The 15,899-nt window shown below is 70.5% G+C and carries 15 protein-coding genes; 5 read left to right on the top strand and 10 right to left on the bottom strand.

Annotated features, from left to right (window positions below; all coding sequences use genetic code 11):
• Window positions 1-82 precede the first annotated feature (82 nt).
• Both J5226_RS01300 and J5226_RS01295 read right to left on the bottom strand, forming a co-directional pair.
• Window positions 83-913, bottom strand: coding sequence for an alpha/beta hydrolase (locus tag J5226_RS01300; RefSeq protein ID WP_215838053.1), 831 nt, complete (start codon window positions 911-913; stop codon window positions 83-85).
• A 112-nt stretch (window positions 914-1,025) separates the two neighbouring features.
• Window positions 1,026-1,727 (bottom strand): pirin family protein, encoded by a 702-nt coding sequence (locus tag J5226_RS01295; RefSeq protein ID WP_215838052.1) that lies wholly within the window; start codon window positions 1,725-1,727, stop codon window positions 1,026-1,028.
• Window positions 1,728-1,826: 99 nt separating this feature from the next.
• Here J5226_RS01295 and J5226_RS01290 point away from each other — a divergent pair, with 99 nt between their 5' ends.
• Window positions 1,827-2,747, top strand: a complete 921-nt coding sequence (locus J5226_RS01290) for a LysR family transcriptional regulator (protein ID WP_215838051.1) — start codon at window positions 1,827-1,829, stop codon at window positions 2,745-2,747.
• Window positions 2,748-2,756: 9 nt separating this feature from the next.
• Here the strand turns inward: J5226_RS01290 and J5226_RS01285 are convergent, their stop codons facing one another.
• Window positions 2,757-3,386: a response regulator transcription factor gene (locus J5226_RS01285; protein WP_215838050.1), complete on the bottom strand. Its 630-nt coding sequence runs from the start codon at window positions 3,384-3,386 to the stop codon at window positions 2,757-2,759.
• A 242-nt stretch (window positions 3,387-3,628) separates the two neighbouring features.
• On the opposite strand from J5226_RS01285, the gene J5226_RS01280 reads away from it, so the two are divergent.
• A complete protein-coding gene (locus J5226_RS01280) occupies window positions 3,629-3,889 on the top strand; it encodes a hypothetical protein (protein WP_215838049.1) in 261 nt (86 codons plus the stop codon).
• A gap of 195 nt (window positions 3,890-4,084) precedes the next feature.
• Here J5226_RS01280 and J5226_RS01275 read toward each other — a convergent pair whose 3' ends face one another.
• Window positions 4,085-4,510 (bottom strand): hypothetical protein, encoded by a 426-nt coding sequence (locus J5226_RS01275; RefSeq protein ID WP_215838048.1) that lies wholly within the window; start codon window positions 4,508-4,510, stop codon window positions 4,085-4,087.
• Between the two features lie 673 nt (window positions 4,511-5,183).
• On the opposite strand from J5226_RS01275, the gene J5226_RS01270 reads away from it, so the two are divergent.
• Window positions 5,184-5,654, top strand: a complete 471-nt coding sequence (locus J5226_RS01270; RefSeq protein ID WP_215838047.1) for a hypothetical protein — start codon at window positions 5,184-5,186, stop codon at window positions 5,652-5,654.
• A 127-nt stretch (window positions 5,655-5,781) separates the two neighbouring features.
• Window positions 5,782-6,969 (top strand): hypothetical protein, encoded by a 1,188-nt coding sequence (locus tag J5226_RS01265; protein WP_215838046.1) that lies wholly within the window; start codon window positions 5,782-5,784, stop codon window positions 6,967-6,969.
• 73 nt (window positions 6,970-7,042) lie between these two features.
• Here the strand turns inward: J5226_RS01265 and J5226_RS01260 are convergent, their stop codons facing one another.
• From J5226_RS01260 to J5226_RS01235, 6 genes are all read right to left on the bottom strand, one after another.
• Window positions 7,043-7,990: a lysylphosphatidylglycerol synthase domain-containing protein gene (locus J5226_RS01260; RefSeq protein ID WP_215838045.1), complete on the bottom strand. Its 948-nt coding sequence runs from the start codon at window positions 7,988-7,990 to the stop codon at window positions 7,043-7,045.
• Window positions 7,977-9,014 (bottom strand): glycosyltransferase family 4 protein, encoded by a 1,038-nt coding sequence (locus tag J5226_RS01255; RefSeq protein ID WP_215838044.1) that lies wholly within the window; start codon window positions 9,012-9,014, stop codon window positions 7,977-7,979. The genes J5226_RS01260 and J5226_RS01255 overlap by 14 nt, the downstream gene beginning before the upstream one ends.
• A 46-nt stretch (window positions 9,015-9,060) precedes the next feature.
• The gene (locus J5226_RS01250) at window positions 9,061-10,113 is read right to left on the bottom strand and encodes a glycosyltransferase family 2 protein (RefSeq protein WP_215838043.1); all 1,053 of its coding nucleotides are present in this window, start codon (window positions 10,111-10,113) and stop codon (window positions 9,061-9,063) included.
• A gap of 115 nt (window positions 10,114-10,228) precedes the next feature.
• On the bottom strand, window positions 10,229-12,283 hold the full coding sequence (locus J5226_RS01245) for a glycosyltransferase family 39 protein (protein WP_215838042.1): 2,055 nt from the start codon (window positions 12,281-12,283) through the stop codon (window positions 10,229-10,231).
• Window positions 12,284-12,513: 230 nt separating this feature from the next.
• The gene (locus J5226_RS01240) at window positions 12,514-13,896 is read right to left on the bottom strand and encodes a sensor histidine kinase N-terminal domain-containing protein (RefSeq protein ID WP_215838041.1); all 1,383 of its coding nucleotides are present in this window, start codon (window positions 13,894-13,896) and stop codon (window positions 12,514-12,516) included.
• Window positions 13,889-14,590, bottom strand: a complete 702-nt coding sequence (locus tag J5226_RS01235; RefSeq protein ID WP_215838040.1) for a response regulator transcription factor — start codon at window positions 14,588-14,590, stop codon at window positions 13,889-13,891. The genes J5226_RS01240 and J5226_RS01235 overlap by 8 nt, the downstream gene beginning before the upstream one ends.
• 191 nt (window positions 14,591-14,781) lie before the next feature.
• Here J5226_RS01235 and J5226_RS01230 point away from each other — a divergent pair, with 191 nt between their 5' ends.
• Complete coding sequence (locus tag J5226_RS01230; RefSeq protein ID WP_215838039.1) at window positions 14,782-15,897, top strand: efflux RND transporter periplasmic adaptor subunit; 1,116 nt, start codon at window positions 14,782-14,784, stop codon at window positions 15,895-15,897.
• Window positions 15,898-15,899: the final 2 nt, after the last annotated feature.

Here is a 15,899-nt window from a genome sequence, read left to right as displayed (position 1 = left end):
ATGGGCCGGGCTTCGGGGGAGTGCGCTTTCGTTCGCTGCTTCGTTGGGTCGCGGCTTACGCCGCTCCTACAGGCCGATTCCGTCAGGACTTCAGGAAGTCGAGCAGGTCTTGGTTGAGCTTGTCCTTGTGCGTATCGGTCAGGCCGTGCGGCGCGCCCGGATACACGATCAGCTTGCTGTTCTTGACCAGCTTGGCCGAGGCGCGGCCGGCGGCGTCGATCGGGACGATCTGATCGTCGTCGCCGTGCACGATCAAGGTCGGCACGTCGAACTTCTTCAGGTCTTCGGTGAAATCGGTGGCCGAGAACGCGGCGATGGAGTCGTAGGTGTTCTTATGGCCGCCCCACATGCCTTGCATCCAGAACGAATCGATCATGCCCTGCGACGGCGCGGCGCCTTCGCGGTTGAAGCCGAAGAACGGGCCGCTGGCGATGTCGCGGTACAGCTGCGAGCGGTCCTTGATCGAGCCGGCGCGCAGGCCGTCGAACACCTCCAGCGGCAGGCCGCCCGGGTTGGCGTCGGTCTTGAGCATCAGCGGCGGCACCGCCGAGATCAAACCGGCCTTCGCGACCCGCGCGGTGCCGTGGCGGCCGATGTAGCGCGCCACTTCGCCGCCGCCGGTGGAGAAGCCGAACAGCGCGGCGCCGCGGATATCGAGGTGTTCGAGCAACTGCGCCAGATCGTCGGCGTAGTGGTCCATGTCGTTGCCGTCCCAGGGCTGGCTGGAACGGCCGTGGCCGCGACGGTCGTGGGCGATGACGCGGTAGCCGTGCGAGGCCAGGAAGAACATCTGCGATTCCCAGCTGTCCGAGCTCAGCGGCCAGCCGTGGCTGAAGACGACCGGCGCGCCGTCGCGCGGGCCCCAGTCCTTGAAGTAGATCTGCACGTCGTCGCGGGTGGTGAAGGTGGCCATGGGGTGGGGCTCCGAAGTTGGGGAGGAGAGGACTGGCGACGAGGAACGAGAGAGAGAGGCGCCGCCGCGGTGTGGACGGCGCGGGTGCAGCGATGAAAGTGACGCGCGGCGGTTACGGTGCGGTGTCGACCAGCACCAGTTCGGCGTCTTCGGTAGCGGTCACGCGGATGCGCGCTTCGCCGCGGATGGCGATGCCGTCGCGGGCGTTCGCCGCGACGCCGTTGACTTCGATCCGGCCCTTGGCGGGCACCAGATAACCGTAGCGCTCGCCGTCGAAGGCGTACTCGGCGGTTTCGCCTTGGGCGAGGGTCAGGCCCAGCACGCGGGCGTTGGCGCGGATCGGCAGCGCGTCTTCGTCGCCGTCGATGCCGCTGGCCAACACCACGAAGCGCCCGGCGCGGTCGTCCTTGGGGAAGGGCTTGGCGCCCCAGGTCGGCGCGCCGCCGCGGGCGTCGGGGATGATCCAGATCTGGAAGATGCGGGTGGTCGCCGCTTCCAGGTTGTATTCGGCGTGCTGGATGCCGCTGCCCGCGCTCATCACCTGCACGTCGCCGGCTTCGGTGCGGCCGCGGTTGCCCAGGTTGTCCTGGTGGCTGATCGCGCCGTCGCGGACGTAGGTGATGATCTCCATGTCGGCGTGCGAGTGCGGCGGGAAGCCGGTGTTGGCGGCGATGGTGTCGTCGTTCCAGACCCGCAGCGCGCCCCAGCCCATGCGCTGGGCGTCGCGGTAGCCGGCGAAGGAGAAGTGGTGCTTGGCGTCGAGCCAGCCGTGGTTTTCGCCGCCGAGGCTGGCGTAGGGGCGCAGTTCGATCATGTCGGCGTTTCCTTGTGTGCGAGGCGATGGGGACACGATAGGCCGACGGGATTGGGTTTAGAATAGAAACGATAGAAAACCATTCTTTCTAAAAACGACATGATCCGACTGCCCGACCTGGAAGCCTGGGCGATCTTCGCCAAGGTCGCCGAACTGGGCTCCTTCGCCCGCGCGGCCGAGGAGCTGAGCCTGTCGCAGGCGACCGTGTCCAAGGCGGTGACGCGCCTGGAGACCCGGCTCAAGACTAGCCTGCTGCACCGCACCTCGCGGCGGATTTCGCTGACCGAGAGCGGCCGCGGCGCGCTCGAACGCGCCGCGCGGATCTTGGCCGAGGGCGAGGCGGTCGAGTCCGAGGTCACCGCGCAGGCGCGCAGCCCGCGCGGGCGGGTGCGGCTGGCCGCGCCGATGTCGTTCGGCATCGCCCATTTGGCGCCGCTGTTGCCGGAATTCATGGCGGAGTTTCCCGAGGTCGCGCTGGACATCGACTTCGACGACGGCGTGACCGATCTGGTCGGCGGCGGCTACGACCTCGCCTTGCGCATTTCCGCGCTGGCCGATTCGAGCCTGCTGGCGCGGCGTTTGTGCGGCGTGCGCATCCTGCTGGTCGGCGCGCCGGCGTATCTGGACGCGCGCGGCCGCCCCAACCATCCGCGCGAGTTGGCCGAACACAGCGCGCTGGCCTACGCCCACTCGCGCTTCGGCAACGCATGGCGCTTCCATCACCCGCGCCACGGCGATTTTTCCCTGAGCGTGCCGGCGCCGCTGCGGGTCAACAACGCCGAGGCGCTCAATCCGGCGTTGCTGGCGGGGCTGGGGCTGGCGCTGCAGCCCGAGTTCCTGGTCTGGCGGGAATTGCGCGACGGGCGTTTGGAGGTGGTGATGCCGCAGTGGGCGCCGCCGCCGATCGCGCTGCACGTGGTGACGCCGCCGGGCCGCGCGCGGCCGGCGCGGGTGCAGGCGCTGATCGACTATCTGGCGCGCAAGTTCGCGCATGCGCCGTGGGCCGATCCCCAAGGCTGAGCGGAGTTTTCAGCATTTCGTGCCGCGGCCGACCAGGCCGTGATCCATCGCCAGCCGCACCAGCGCGCCTTCGCCGCGCACGTCGAGCTTGCTCAGCGCGCGCGAGCGCAAGGTGCGCACGGTCGATTCGGTCACGCGCAGCGCGGCGGCGATCTCGCGGTTGCGCCGGCCTTCCAGCAGCATCCGCGCCACTTCCAGTTCGCGCGGGCTGAGCCGGTCGAACGGCGAGGACTCGAACAGCAGCCGGCCGCCGAGCGAGTCGTCGATGAAGCGGCGGCCGGCGGCGACCTCGCGCAACGCGCGCACCACCACCGCGCCGTCGCGCGATTTCGACACGTAGCCCAGCGCGCCGGCCGCGAGCAAGCGCCGCGGCAGCGGGCCGTCGCCGACCGCGGACACCACCAGGATCCGCAGCGCCGGATCGCGGTGCAGCAGGCGCCGCACCAAGCCCAGGCTGTCGCCGTCGGGCAGATTGAAGCCGCACAGCGCGACGTCCGCCTGCGACTGCGCCACGCGCGCGATCGCCTCGTGCGGATCGCCGGCTTCGCCGACCACCTCGAAGTCGCTGTGCGCGCCGAGGATCCAGCGCAGCCCGAGGCGGACCAGCGGCTGGTCGTCGACGATGAACACCCGGATCATTTCCCTATCGCTCCGTAGATGATGCGAGCGAATGTCCAGGCCGTTTCCAAGGTCCGCAACTCGCCCGCGGGCAAAGTGCGGTGCGCCGACGCGAACGTCGGCGGATGCCTACGTTACGTAACCGGATGTCTACGCCCGTGTAGACGCGCGCCGACGCCGAATCGGGGTTTTCCTACAGCCGTCACGTTCGCGCTTTGTTAGCGTGGCCGCACCCCGCATCGACGGAATCGCATGGAGTGCCGATGTCCACGCTGGTGACGATTTACGAAGTCGTGTCGCACGCCCCGCGCTTGTGGCGGCTGCGCATCAACGGCGCGCAGGAGATCGCTTTCCCCAACCGCGACATCGCCCGCGCCGCCGCGCGCGTGCGCGCGCGCCGACAGAGCCAGGACACCGGCGGGCATACCGAGGTATGGGTGGAACGCTTCGACGGGCGCATGGACCGCGAAGCGGTGTTCATCGGCGCGCCGGGCCGCGGCGGGGCGGAGTGGCGGCGGCGGTGATCGCGGCCGCGGCGCGGCGAACCGTCGGCCGCCATGGCCGCTGTTCGCCGGGCGAGGAGCGCGCTGGCGATGCGGGAAACGGCGTCGCGCCGCGTCGATGAGAGGCCGAACACGCAGCTGCGCTGGAGACGCGCCTCAGTCCGGACGATCCGGACATAGCGCCCGGCGCCGTGGCGCCGGGCGCGAAAACCGCGCTTACTTCAGCGGCGCGAGATCGAGCGAGGCATACAGTTCGTTCTGCGCCTTCTTCGCCAACGAACGCGGCAGCTTGACCAGGAAACCGTCGCCGGACAGGCCGACGTCGCCCTGCACGATCAGCCCGTTGATGCGCACATAGCTCTTGAGCGACCAGCGGCCGCCCGCGCGGTCGACTTCCAGGAACATCGGCGCGGTCAAAAAGCCCGTGCCCTTCTGATAGACGCGCAGCTCGCCTTCGCTGCGCTTGAGCGCGTAGCCGTTGCGGCCGGCCCAGGCTTGGGCGAGCGCGTGCACATCCTGAGCGGAGGCGAACTCGGTGCGGTCGAACTGATGTTTGCCGTTCTTGGCGATGAGGGCCATGACGGCGAGGAAGCCGAGGCCGCACAGGCCGCCGAAGACGGCCATTACGATGATCGAAACCATGTCTGTCCTTAGAACTGGGGGCGAACGCCGAGCGACGGCGTCCATTGCCGTGATGCGCCGAGGGCCGGCGCCGGGGGATCGGCGCGCGCTGCCGCGGCCGGGCGCGCGATGCTAGCAAGGCGTCGACTGGGTCGCAATCTCCGTGGGCCAAGCGACGCGACGGCGCGCGCCGGTGCGATGCGGCGGCGGCGCCCGCGCGATGCGCGCGTTCCCGCTCGCGATGAGCGGTGCGACGGCCCGCTCGGTTGCGCGCATACGCGGCGCGCGCGCGACGATGCTTCGCGATGCCGCTCTCGCGGCGTCGGCGACGCCATTCGCGATGCGCGCGACGACGCCATCAATAAATTCTCAACGCGGCGAAACCACCTCATCGGCCATCGCGAGAGTTGCTAAAAACGGGTGAAAACAAGCGCATAAACGTAACTCACGCTGCCTCACTCATGCTTGCATCGGCATAACGATACCGGCCTCAATTCGAATGAGTTGCGCTTTGCAGTAAGCGAATTCGCTGTTTTTTCGCGGCCGCTTTGCCGCCCCTTGTCACGTTATCGATGGTTAGTAAGCGATACAAAACGAGAAAAGCGCGCAGCCGACATCTGCGATCATTGCCTCGGCATCGCCACCTCGAACGTTGTAACCGCACACCGTCCGATAAAAAAGAACAGGGGGATTCATGGCCGCGTCTTCGCGCCTTCCCGTGGCGCTGCTCGGCAGCGCCGTTTTGATCCTGGGCGTCTTCGTCTGGAAGCCGTGGGACTCGTCCACACCGCCGGCGCCGCAAGCCGCGCCGGCCGCAGGCGAGAACCTCGGCGCCGCGCCGCAGGCGCAAGCGCCGATCGGCGAGGCGCCGCAACTCACGCCGCAACAACAGCAAGCCGTCGTGGCCGAGAAAACGCGCAGCGCCGCGCCGCAAGCGCAGCCGCCGCAAAGCTATAAGGGCCCGGACGGCAAGCCGCATCAGATCGTCTACAACCAAGGCCTCGCGCTGTCGGCCAACGCGCGCGAGGAACTCAAGCGCCAGCGCCTGCAGCAGATGCGCGAGCAGCCCGAAGCGATCTCCAAGATCTACGGCATCGGCCGCGACGAAATCGCCGCCGTGCTCGCCGGCAAACAGCCATTCCCGGACCGGTTGATCGACCAGTAGCGCCGATCGCCCGCAGCACCGCAACGCATCGCGCGTTGTTCTTGTTCCGGCCTCCAGCGCGACGGGCCGGAGCCTACGCCCATGGGCGCTCGCCCGTGGCCTTGATATGGACGAAGAGGACTCTGCTATGAAAGCCCGTCGTATGTACTGCCTGTTGGCCGCGGCGTTGCTGAGCGGCAATGCGTTGGCGCAAACCGCCGACGGCTACGGCACCATCCTGCGTCTTCCGCTGGTGGTGAACAGCGCCAGCTATTCCTCCACGATCTTCGTGCGCAATGCCGGCGCCACGACCGCGAGCGTCAAGATGACCTACTACGGCGCGCCCGGCACGCCGTTCGCCGGCGAGCGGCCGTGCACGACGCTGAGCGTCGCGCCGAACGCGGTCGTATCCGGCGGCCTGGCCGATCTGTGCGGCGTGCCGGTCAGCCCGACCAGCAACTACGGCCAGATCGCCCTGGTCGAACAGAGCGCGGCGAACATTCCGATCTCCGGCTACAGCCGCATCCAGGCGTTCAGCGGCGCGGGCTTCTCGGTGGAAGCCTTCAAGATCGGCTCGTTCTCCAGCGGCGCCAACGAATCCATCGTCACCGGCCTGCGCCGGCAGGCGGCGGCGCCGGGCTATCAGAGCAACTGCTTCGTCGCCTCGATCAACGAGCCGGTGCAGGTGACCTGGCAGCTGCGCGATTCCTCCGGTTCGCAGTTGGGCAACCAGCAGGTGACCAACCTGAGCGCGAACGAGACCGTGCGCATCCTCGACGTGTTCACCGCGGTCGGCGCGCCGGCCGGCGACTACACCAACGTGCAGGCCACCTTCCGCGGCACCACGCCGACCGCCAACCCGGCGTTCGCGGCGTACTGCACCACGCAGGAGAACGCCACCCTCGGCGGCGATTTCCGCATCGCCAAGACCGCCGATCCGCAGGACGACCGTTCCAAGAAGATCGGCAGCTCGACCTCGAGCGCGCTGGGCAATTTGCTCGGCCTGCTGAGCGGCCAGGACCGTTTCGGCCTGTACCTGCAGGCGCCCGACTACGTCAGCTGCCGCATCGACGGCACCAGCGCTTCGCAGTTGGAAATGCGCCTGGAGGACCCGCAGGGCAACGTCATCGCCGGCGGCAACAACATCAACTCGTTCCAGAAGGTCTACCTGGGCGAGCGCAGCACGCACAACAACGGCGTCAACGGCCTGTACGTGCTCAAGGTCGAGTCGCGCAACCTGCTGTCGCTGACGCTCAACTACGGCGTGACCTGCGAGACCGGCAACGGCGCCAACCCGCCGCTGTTCATCGGCCACGCGATCGCCGAGGAGTTCTGATCGACGAACGCTCGCGGCAGTCGCGAGCGAAATCGACGCCGCGTCCGCGCAAGCGGGCGCGGCGTCTTCGTTTTCAGCGTCCGCGCAGCGCGCCCAAAGCGAAGCTGAGCGCAGCGAACAAGGCTTCGCCGGCGGTGATCGCGAGCCGCCACGCCAAGGCCAGCATGGCCGCGTTGCCGGCGCCGACCAGCGGCGCGAGGCACCAGAACAATCCCGCCTCGCGCACGCCGAGGCCGGCCGGCACCAGCACCGCCAATACGCCGGCCAAGCCCGCCAGGCACAGCGCCGAGGCGGCCTGCGCCAGTCCGATGCGCAAACCGAAACCGGCGACGAGCACGGCGAACGCGCCGACCATCGCCGCATACGCGAGCCATTGCAGCAGCCACACCCGCGCCAGCACCGCGCGCGTGGGCAAGCCTTGGTTCCATCCGGCCAGCGCGGCCGGCAAGCGCGCGGCGAGCGCCGCCGGGAGACGGCGCCACACCGCGGCGACGCTGACGGCGACCGCGAACGCGAGCAACCCGGCCTGGAACGGCAGGCCGAGCCGCGGCGATAGCGCGGCCGGCGCCGCGGCGGCGGCGATCGCGGCGCTGATGCCGAGCGAGAGCAACTGCTCGCGCACGAACAGGACGAAGGTCAGCGTCGGCCGGCGCTCGTCCGCGTACAGCGCGCTGCGCGCCACGCCTTGCCAGATTTTCCCCGGCAGGTACTTGGCCGGCAGGCTCTGGCCCCAGCGCAGTTGATCGGCGTAGAGCTGCTGCGGCACCCAGCGGCCGCGCGCGAACAGATGCCAGGCGAGGCCGAACGCGATCTGCATCGCCAGACACAGCGCCAAGGCCAGCGCGATGTCGGCCGCCTCCAGGCGCTGCCACAACGGCAGCCATTGCGTACGGCGGGTCCAGGCTTGTTGCGCGACCAAGGCCAGCGCGGCGAGACCGAGCAGCCACCCGGCCGCGCGGCCGGCGCGGCGTGCGGCTTCTTTCCAGCGCGCGCGCGGCGCCGGCGGGTCAGCCGAGCGCATCGAGCCGCTCGGCGTAACGCCGGCCCATGCCGCGCCAGGAGCAATGCGCGGCGGCGTAGGCGCGCGCGGCGCGGCCGCGTTCGCGCAGCGCGGCGCGGTCGGCGAGTTCGGCGAGGATCGCGCCGCTCCATGCGCGCGCATCGGCTTCGGGCAGCAAGCGGCCCAAGGCCGGATCGGCGAGCGCGTCGCGCAGGCCTTCCAGATCCGCGGCCAGCACGTAGCGCCCGCTCATCGCCGCTTCCAGCGCGACCAAGCCGAAGCCTTCCGGGTCGCCGTCGACGCGCCGGTTCGGCATCAGCGCCAGATCGCAGGCCACGAGCCGGCGCGCTTTCTCGGCGTCGTCGACCTCGCCCCACAGCCGCACCCGCGCTTGCAGCCCCGCGCCCGCGATGGCGCGTTCGAGCGCGGCGCGATCGGGGCCGTCGCCGACGATGTCGAGCGCGACCGTGTCCGGCAACAGCGGCATCACCGCTTCGACGAACCACAGCGCGCCCTTGCGCCGCACCAGTCGGCCGAGGATCAACAGGCGCGGCGCCTGGTCCGGCGGCGCGTCGGGCGCAACTGCTGCGGCGGCGACGCCGGGATGGACCAGCGCGCAGCGCGCCGGATCGATGCCGCCGCGCGCCAGCGCGTCCAGTACATAGCGGCTGATGCCGAAATACAGATCGAAGCGGCCCCAGAAGCATCGGCGCAGATAGGCCGGATAGCCGCGCCGCGCATAGGCGATGTCGAGCCCGTGCACGACCACCGCCACCGGCACGCCGCACCAGCGCGCCGGCAGCGCCAGCACCGACAGCACCGGGTCGCCGAGCAGCAGCACGCGCACGCGGCCGCGCAACAGGCCGACGCTCAGGCGCAGCAGCGCCCACAGCAAGAACAGCGGCAAGCCCCATTGGCCGCGGCCCCAACGCACCAGGGTCAGCGGCCGCAGCGCGGACACTTCGCCGGCGATGCGCGCGCTGAGCTGCTGCATGCCGCCGCGCGAGGGCGGGAACTTGCGGGTGATGTACCAGATCGACTTCAAGCGTTTCGGCTTCGGCGGCGGGCCCGGTGACGCAGACGGTACGGCGTCACGCCGGCGGCCGCCATTCCGCCCGTCGCCGGCTCTGCTGCTGTTCCTCCAGCAAGCGCCGGTTGACCACCAGCTGATTGGCCAGCAAGCCGACCGCCGCGCCGATGGTGCCGATCACGATCAGCAGCGCCGACAGGATCAGCGACTGCACGTGGCCGTCGCCCGCGCCGTGGGCGTAGTGGTAGAGGAAGCGCGCGCCGATCAGCGCGCCGGCGGCCATGCTCAGCGCCGAGGGCGCGAGGAAGAACTCCAGCGGCCGGTAAGTGAGGAAGGAGCGCACGATGGTCAGCACCGAGCGGGTCACGTACTGCGGCACGCTGCGGATCAGGCGCGAGGGCCGGGTCGGCGGGTTGACCTCCACCGGCAGCGCGTCCACGCGCAGGCCCGATTGCCCGGCCTGGATCAGCGTTTCCAGGGTGTAGGTGTAGCTGGAATAGACATTGAGCCGCATCGCCGCATCGCGACTGTAGGCGCGGAAGCCGCTGGTGGCGTCGTCCACGCGCACGTGCGCGGCGGCGCGCACGACCGCGCTGCCGAGCCGCTGCAGGCGCTTCTTCCACCAGGGGAAATGGGCGATGCGCTCGATCGGGCGGCAGCCCACCACGATGTCGGCGCGGCCGGCGAGCACGCGCGCGACCAGTTCGGGAATCGCGCCGGCGTCGTACTGGTTGTCGCCGTCGACGTTGACGATCACGTCGGCGCCGCGCCGGCAGGCCGCTTCCAGGCCGGCGCAGAACGCGCGCGCCAGACCGCGGTTGTGCGGCAGGCGCAGCACCGCGTGGGCGCCGTGGGCGAGGGCGACGCGCGCGGTGTCGTCGCTGGAGCCGTCGTCGATCACCAGCCATTCCACCTCGTCCACGCCGGGCAGGCGCCGCGGCAGCGCGGCCAGGGTCGCGGGCAGTTGCCCGGCCTCGTCGTGGCAAGGCAGTTGGATCACCACTTTGACCGGCTTGCGCGCGTAATGCGCGTCCTGCGCCGGCGCCGCGTCGGGGCGGAACGGACCGCCGGCGAAGACGGGGCCTTCGGCTCGGAGCGACCTGCGTGCGTTCATCGGGCGATCTCCTGTCGGTCGCGGCGTCGCTGCGCCGCAGGCTGTCGATCGTTCGGACGGGGCTAACGAAAACTCAGAACGAAAACGCGAAGGGACGTTTGCGCCGGGCCGCGCCTCAGCGCGCGAGCCGGACCACCCGCCATTCGCCGGCTTCCTCGTAGGTGCCGTGAGCGAGCGGCTCTAACGAAGTAACGCGGCGCAGCCGGCGCAGCGGCAATGTTTGGTCGAACGCGGCGCCGGCGACCGGATCGGCCTTGGGCACGACCATCCAGCAGTCGCCTTGCGCCGGGCAGTAGCGTCCCGCGTCGCCCCAGGTCGCCGGCGGCGGCTGCACCGCCGGGACGCCGAAGCCGCTGAGCAGGGCGCTCGCCAGCTGCGGGGAACCGATCACATAGGTCGGCCGGTCGCGCGGCAGGCGCTCGGCGATGGCGCCGATCTGGGCGACCAGCCCGGCGTCCTCGCGCAAGCGCAGCGTGTCGCGTTGCTGCCACAACAGGCTCGCGGCCAGCGCCAGCGCGAACAGCGCGGTCTGCGCCGGCAGCCGCTCCGGCGCCGCCCAGCGGCTCAGGCGCGCGGCGCCGAACGCGGCCAGCGCGATGCAGGCGGGAAACACCGCCGGGAGCCAGCGCCGCGAGGCCCAGATGTGATCGGGCGAGACCATCGGCCGCCACAGATAGACCACGGTCGGAACCAGCAGGAACACCAGGATCCACGCCCGCGCCGGCGACAACCGGCCGGCGAACAGCGCGCGCGCCGCCAGCGCCGCGCCCAGGCCCGCGGCCAAGACCGTCGGCCACGACAGGTACGCCGCGACGCTGAGCAGGCTGGTTTCGCGGTAATCGCGGTTGCCGTTCAATTGCGGCACCAGCTTGGATTCGATCACGGCGTACGGCTGCACGTGCGGGCGGATCCACAGCGCGTAGACGAACAGCGCCGCCATCGCCGCGGCCGCTGGCCAGGCCAGCCGCGCCGCCGTCGCGCCGCGCAGGCGCAGCGCCGGCGCGTTCGCGGCGGCGTGGGCGAGAAAGGCGCAGGCCACCGTCGCCACCGTCGCGGCCACCACCAGATCGGCCAGACCGAGCAGGTAGGGCTGCACGCACGCGAGGAAATAGCCCATCGCCAGCGCGGTCGCGAGGTAACAGCCGAACGCGGCTTCGCCCAACACCGCGGCCGCGCGCGGTTGCCGCGCGGCGCGGTCCAGCGCGACCGTCGCCAAGCCGGCCGCGGCGGCCGCGAGCGCGAACACGATCGCGTCGATGCGCACGAAACAGCCCATGCCGATCAGCGCGCCGGCGACGAGCCCCAACCGGCGCGACCGCCGGCCGACCGCGACGCTGGCGGCGAACAGGCCGACCGCGAGGAACCACGCGCACAGCGGTTCGCTCAAGGTATTGCGCGACACCCAGACCTGCGCCGGCTGAAACGCGAACACCGCCAACGCCGGCACCGCCCAGGCGCGCGCGCGCGCCGGCAGCAAGCGCCGCAACAGGCAGTAGAACGCGATGCAGTTGAGCGCGCCGAGCAGGGCGTTGAAGCGGAAAATGCCTTGCGGCCCCAGCGGCGCGGCGAGCATCGCCATCCACGCGGGCGTGGCGGCGGAAAACTGGTAAGTCCAGCGTTGGCCGGTGGGATAGATGCCGGGCAACTCGGGCGCTTGGCCGCGTCCGACCGCTTGCACCGCCGGTTCCGCCGCGATGCCCAGCGCGCTCAGGTCGACGACCGAGCCGCCGGTGCGCAGCAAATGCAGGGCGTGCTGCGCGTAGATGCCTTCGTCGCGCTCGCCCAGCAGGCTTTCCTTGGGATACATCGCGTAGAAGTAGCCGGCCGTGGCGACGATCGCGGTCACCGCGAGCGCGGCGCCGGCATGGCGGAAAAAATCGTCGCGCGCGCGGGCGAACGCGTCGGCGAGCCGCGTCCAAACGCGCTCGCGCCAGCACCACAGCGCCAGCACGACCCAGCCGCAGGCGCCGATGACGGTGGGAACGAAGGCGCCGATGCGCGCCAGCAACATCAACAGCAAAGTCGCCAGCGCGCTGCCGACGCCGAGCGCGAGCAAGGGATGGAAGCGAAGCCGATGCGCGGATTCGCCGGCGAAGGCCAGAGCGGCGGCACCCACGGGGTAGATCGCGGGCCACAGACCGAGCGCCGCCAGCGCCTTCAGATAATCCATCGAATGCCCTCTCTAGGGTTTCGAGTCTACTGAGCGCATTTTTTGTGTACTGCGCAGTGGGTCATTCTTACACGCGATTTTTCGCGCGGATGTCCGGCGCAGAAAAAAACTTGCCGCGCTTCCGCAAGCGGCTGTGGCGTAAAACGCAGAACGAAACCGGCGGCGGACACATTCGTTTGCGCAGATGCGCGGTCTTGCGACGAAGTTCGCATCTTGCCGCGCAGCCGCGCTCAACCGTTCGCGGGTCCGATCTCCACCGTCGCGCGCAAGCCGCTGGGATGCGGCGAAGATTCCAGCGTCAACGCGCCGCCGTGCAGCGCCGCGATTTCGCGCGCGATCGCCAGCCCCAGGCCGCTGCCGTCCGAGTCGGCCTTGCCGCCGCGGCAGAAACGCTCGACCACGCGCTCGCGCTCGCTCTCCGGGATGCCCGGGCCGTCGTCGGTCACGGTCAGGCGCAGCGCCGCGCCGTGGCGGCGCGCTTCGACTTCGATGCGGCCGCCGGCCGGGGTGTAGCGGATCGCGTTGTCGATCAGGTTGGCCAGCAGCTCGTGCAGCAGTTGCCGGTCGGCGTGCAGCTGCGGCAGGTCCGGATCGATGCCGACCTGCAGTTCGATGCGCTTGGCCAGCGCCGCCGGCACCAAGGCGGCGACGGTGTCCTCGACCAGTTCGGCCACGTCCAGATCGGCGAAGCTCAGCGCGTCGGCGCGGCCGAGTTCGGCGCGGCTCAGGCTCAACAGCTGGGTGGCCAGACGCGACAGGCGCAAGGTCGCGGCGTCCATCTGCGCGAGCAGCGCGCGCAAGGCCTCGCCGTCCGGAGCGCGGCGCGCCAGTTCGGTTTGGGTGCGCAGCACCGCGATCGGCGTGCGCAGCTGATGGGTGGCGTCGGCGACGAAATTGCGCTGCATCGACAGCGTATGCGCCAGCCGCGCCATCAGTTCGTTGATGACGTGGACCTGTTGCTGCACTTCCGAAGGCAGGCCGCGCTCGTCGAGCGGACTGAGGTCTTCATGGGTGCGCCGAGCGATGGCGTCGCGCACGCGGTTGAGCGGCGCGATGCCGCGGCCGACGCCGTACCAGACCAGGAACACGATCCCGGCCAGGAACAGCAACTGCGAGCCGAGCATGTAGACCATCATCTCGCGCGCCAGATTCTTGCGCTTGTGCAAGGTTTCGGCGACCCGCACGTACACCGCGAGGCTGCCGTCGCCGCGCATGCGGTACTGCACCAGCCGCAGCGGCGCGCCGTCGCCGTCGTCGAGGTAGAAGCGCACGCGCGGCGCGTCGTTGCCGTTGTCCGGCGGCGCGGGCAGCGAGCGGTTGCCGGCGAGCGGGCGGCCCTGCGGATCGGTGACGCTGAAATAGATCTGATCGAATTCGTCGAATTCGAGCATGCGCAGCGCCGGCGCCGGCAGGTTGACCGTGGCGCGGCCGCGTTCGACCCGCACCTGTCCGGCCAGGGTGCGCGCGGTGTCCTCCAGCGCCCAGTCGTAGACCCGGCCGACGAAATGCTGGGCGACCGCGTAGGTGCCGAAGATCCAGGCCAGGGTCAGCGCCGCGGTGGACGGCAGCAGCCACAGCAGCAGGCGCTGGCGCAGCGACAGGCGCTCAAGCATCGGCGCCGGGCTCCGCGTCGCCGGGTTCGCCGTCCGGCGGTTCCAGCAGATAGCCCAGGCCGTGGATGGTGCGGATGTGCACGCCGTGCGGCTGCAGCTTCTTGCGCAGGCGGTGCACGTAGACCTCGATCGCGTTCGGGCTGACTTCCTCGTCCCAATCGCTGATGCGCTGGGCGAGGCGGTTCTTGATCGCCACCTGGCCGACGCGCTGCATCAGCGCTTCGAGCAAGGCCAGCTCGCGCACCGACAGGTTCAGGCGCTGGCCGTCGATGCGCGCGCTGCGGCCGGTCGGGTCCAGGCTCAGCGGGCCGACGTTGAGTTCGGTCAAACCGCCGGCGGCGCGGCGGATCAAGGCGCCGACCCGCGCTTCCAACTCGCGCAGCGCGAAGGGTTTGACCAAATAGTCGTCGGCGCCGGCGGTGAGGCCGACCACGCGTTCGTCGATGCTGTCGCGCGCGGTCAACACCAGCACCGGGGTGCGGTCCTGGCGTTGGCGCGCGCGGCGCAGCACGTCGAGGCCGTCGAGTTCGGGCAGGCCGAGATCGAGCACGACCAGTTCGTAATCGCCGGCGGCGAGCGCGGCGTCGGCGGCGGCGCCGTCGCCGACCGCGTCGACGCCGTAGCCGGCCTGACGCAGCGCTTCCAGCAAAGTCGCGCGCAGCGCGTCGTCGTCTTCGACGAGCAGGATCCTCATCGCCGTATCCGTCAGTGGCACCAATGAATCGTGGGGGCCGTCGCGAAGTGAGGGCGCGGCGGCGCGGACGCAAGCATCGCAGGACCGCGCGGCAAAAACAAAAACGCGCATGAACCCGGCGTAAGGACTTCGTAAGCCCGCGGTTTCTACCCTGCGCGCCGCGAGTAAGCCCGCCGGGCGATGGAGTGTCGATGCGTTTGCCGATGAAACCTTATTGCGCGCGATTAGGCGCGCTGGCCGCTTGCGCCGCGCTGGCGCTGGGCTTGTCCGGTTGCGGCGGCGGCGAAGCGCACGCCGACGGCCGCGAAGGCGCGGACAAGCCGGTCGCGGCCGGCGACTATCTCAAGGTCGAAGCGGTCGGCGCCGGTTCCGGCGTCGCCGGCGCCGCGTTGCCGGGCCGAATCGCGTTCCGGCCGCAGGCGATGACCGCGGTCGGCAGCCCGGTGACCGCGCGCGTGGTGTCGGTCGATGTGCGCCCGGGCGAAAGCGTGCGCGCCGGCGCGGCCTTGTTGACCTTGCAAAGCGCCGACGCCGCGTCGGCGAAAGCCTCGCTGGCGCAGGCGCGCGCGCAGACCGCGCTGGCGCAGGACGCGCTGCGCCGCCAGAACGAGATGGTGAGCAAGGGCGTGGGCCTGGAGGTGGAACGCTTTCAAGCGCAAGTGGCGGTGCGCGAAGCCCGCGCCGAACTCGAACGCGCCGAGCGCGCGGCCCACCTGCTCGGCCAAGGCGCCGGCGACCGTTTCGTCCTGCGCGCCCCCGCCGCCGGCGTGGTGTTGTCGGTTCGCGCCAACACCGGCGCGGTGGTCGCCGCCGACGGCGCGTCGCTGGTGGAAATCGGCGATCCGTCCCGTCTTTGGGTGGTCGCGGATGTTCCGGAAAGCGAAGCCGCTTCGATCCGGTCCGGCGCGGTCGCGCGCGTCCACGTGCCCGGCGCCGGCGGCGATTACGCGGCTACGGTCGACGGCATCGGTCCTTTAGTGGACGGCGATCTGCGCCGCTTGCCGCTGTATCTGAAGTTCGCCGGCGAACGCCCGCCCGCGCTGACGCCCGGCGCCTTGGTCGAGGTGCGCCTGGACGCGGTCGCCGACGCCGCGCCCAGCGTTCCGGTCGCCGCGGTGTTGATCAAGGGCGGCAGCCAGCGCGTGGTCTACGTGCAGCGCGGCGACGGCCGGTTCGAGGCGCGCGCGGTGCGCACCGGCGCTTCGCGCGGCGGCCGGGTGACCGTGCTCGACGGCGTGCGCGCCGGCGAAAAGGTGGTGGTCGAAGGCGCCTTGCTGCTCGACAGCCAAGCCGAACAGCTGCTCTGAGG

The sequence above is a fragment of the Lysobacter sp. K5869 genome (assembly GCF_018847975.1).
Taxonomy (GTDB): domain Bacteria; phylum Pseudomonadota; class Gammaproteobacteria; order Xanthomonadales; family Xanthomonadaceae; genus Lysobacter.
This window is presented reverse-complemented; position numbering and strand designations above follow the sequence as displayed.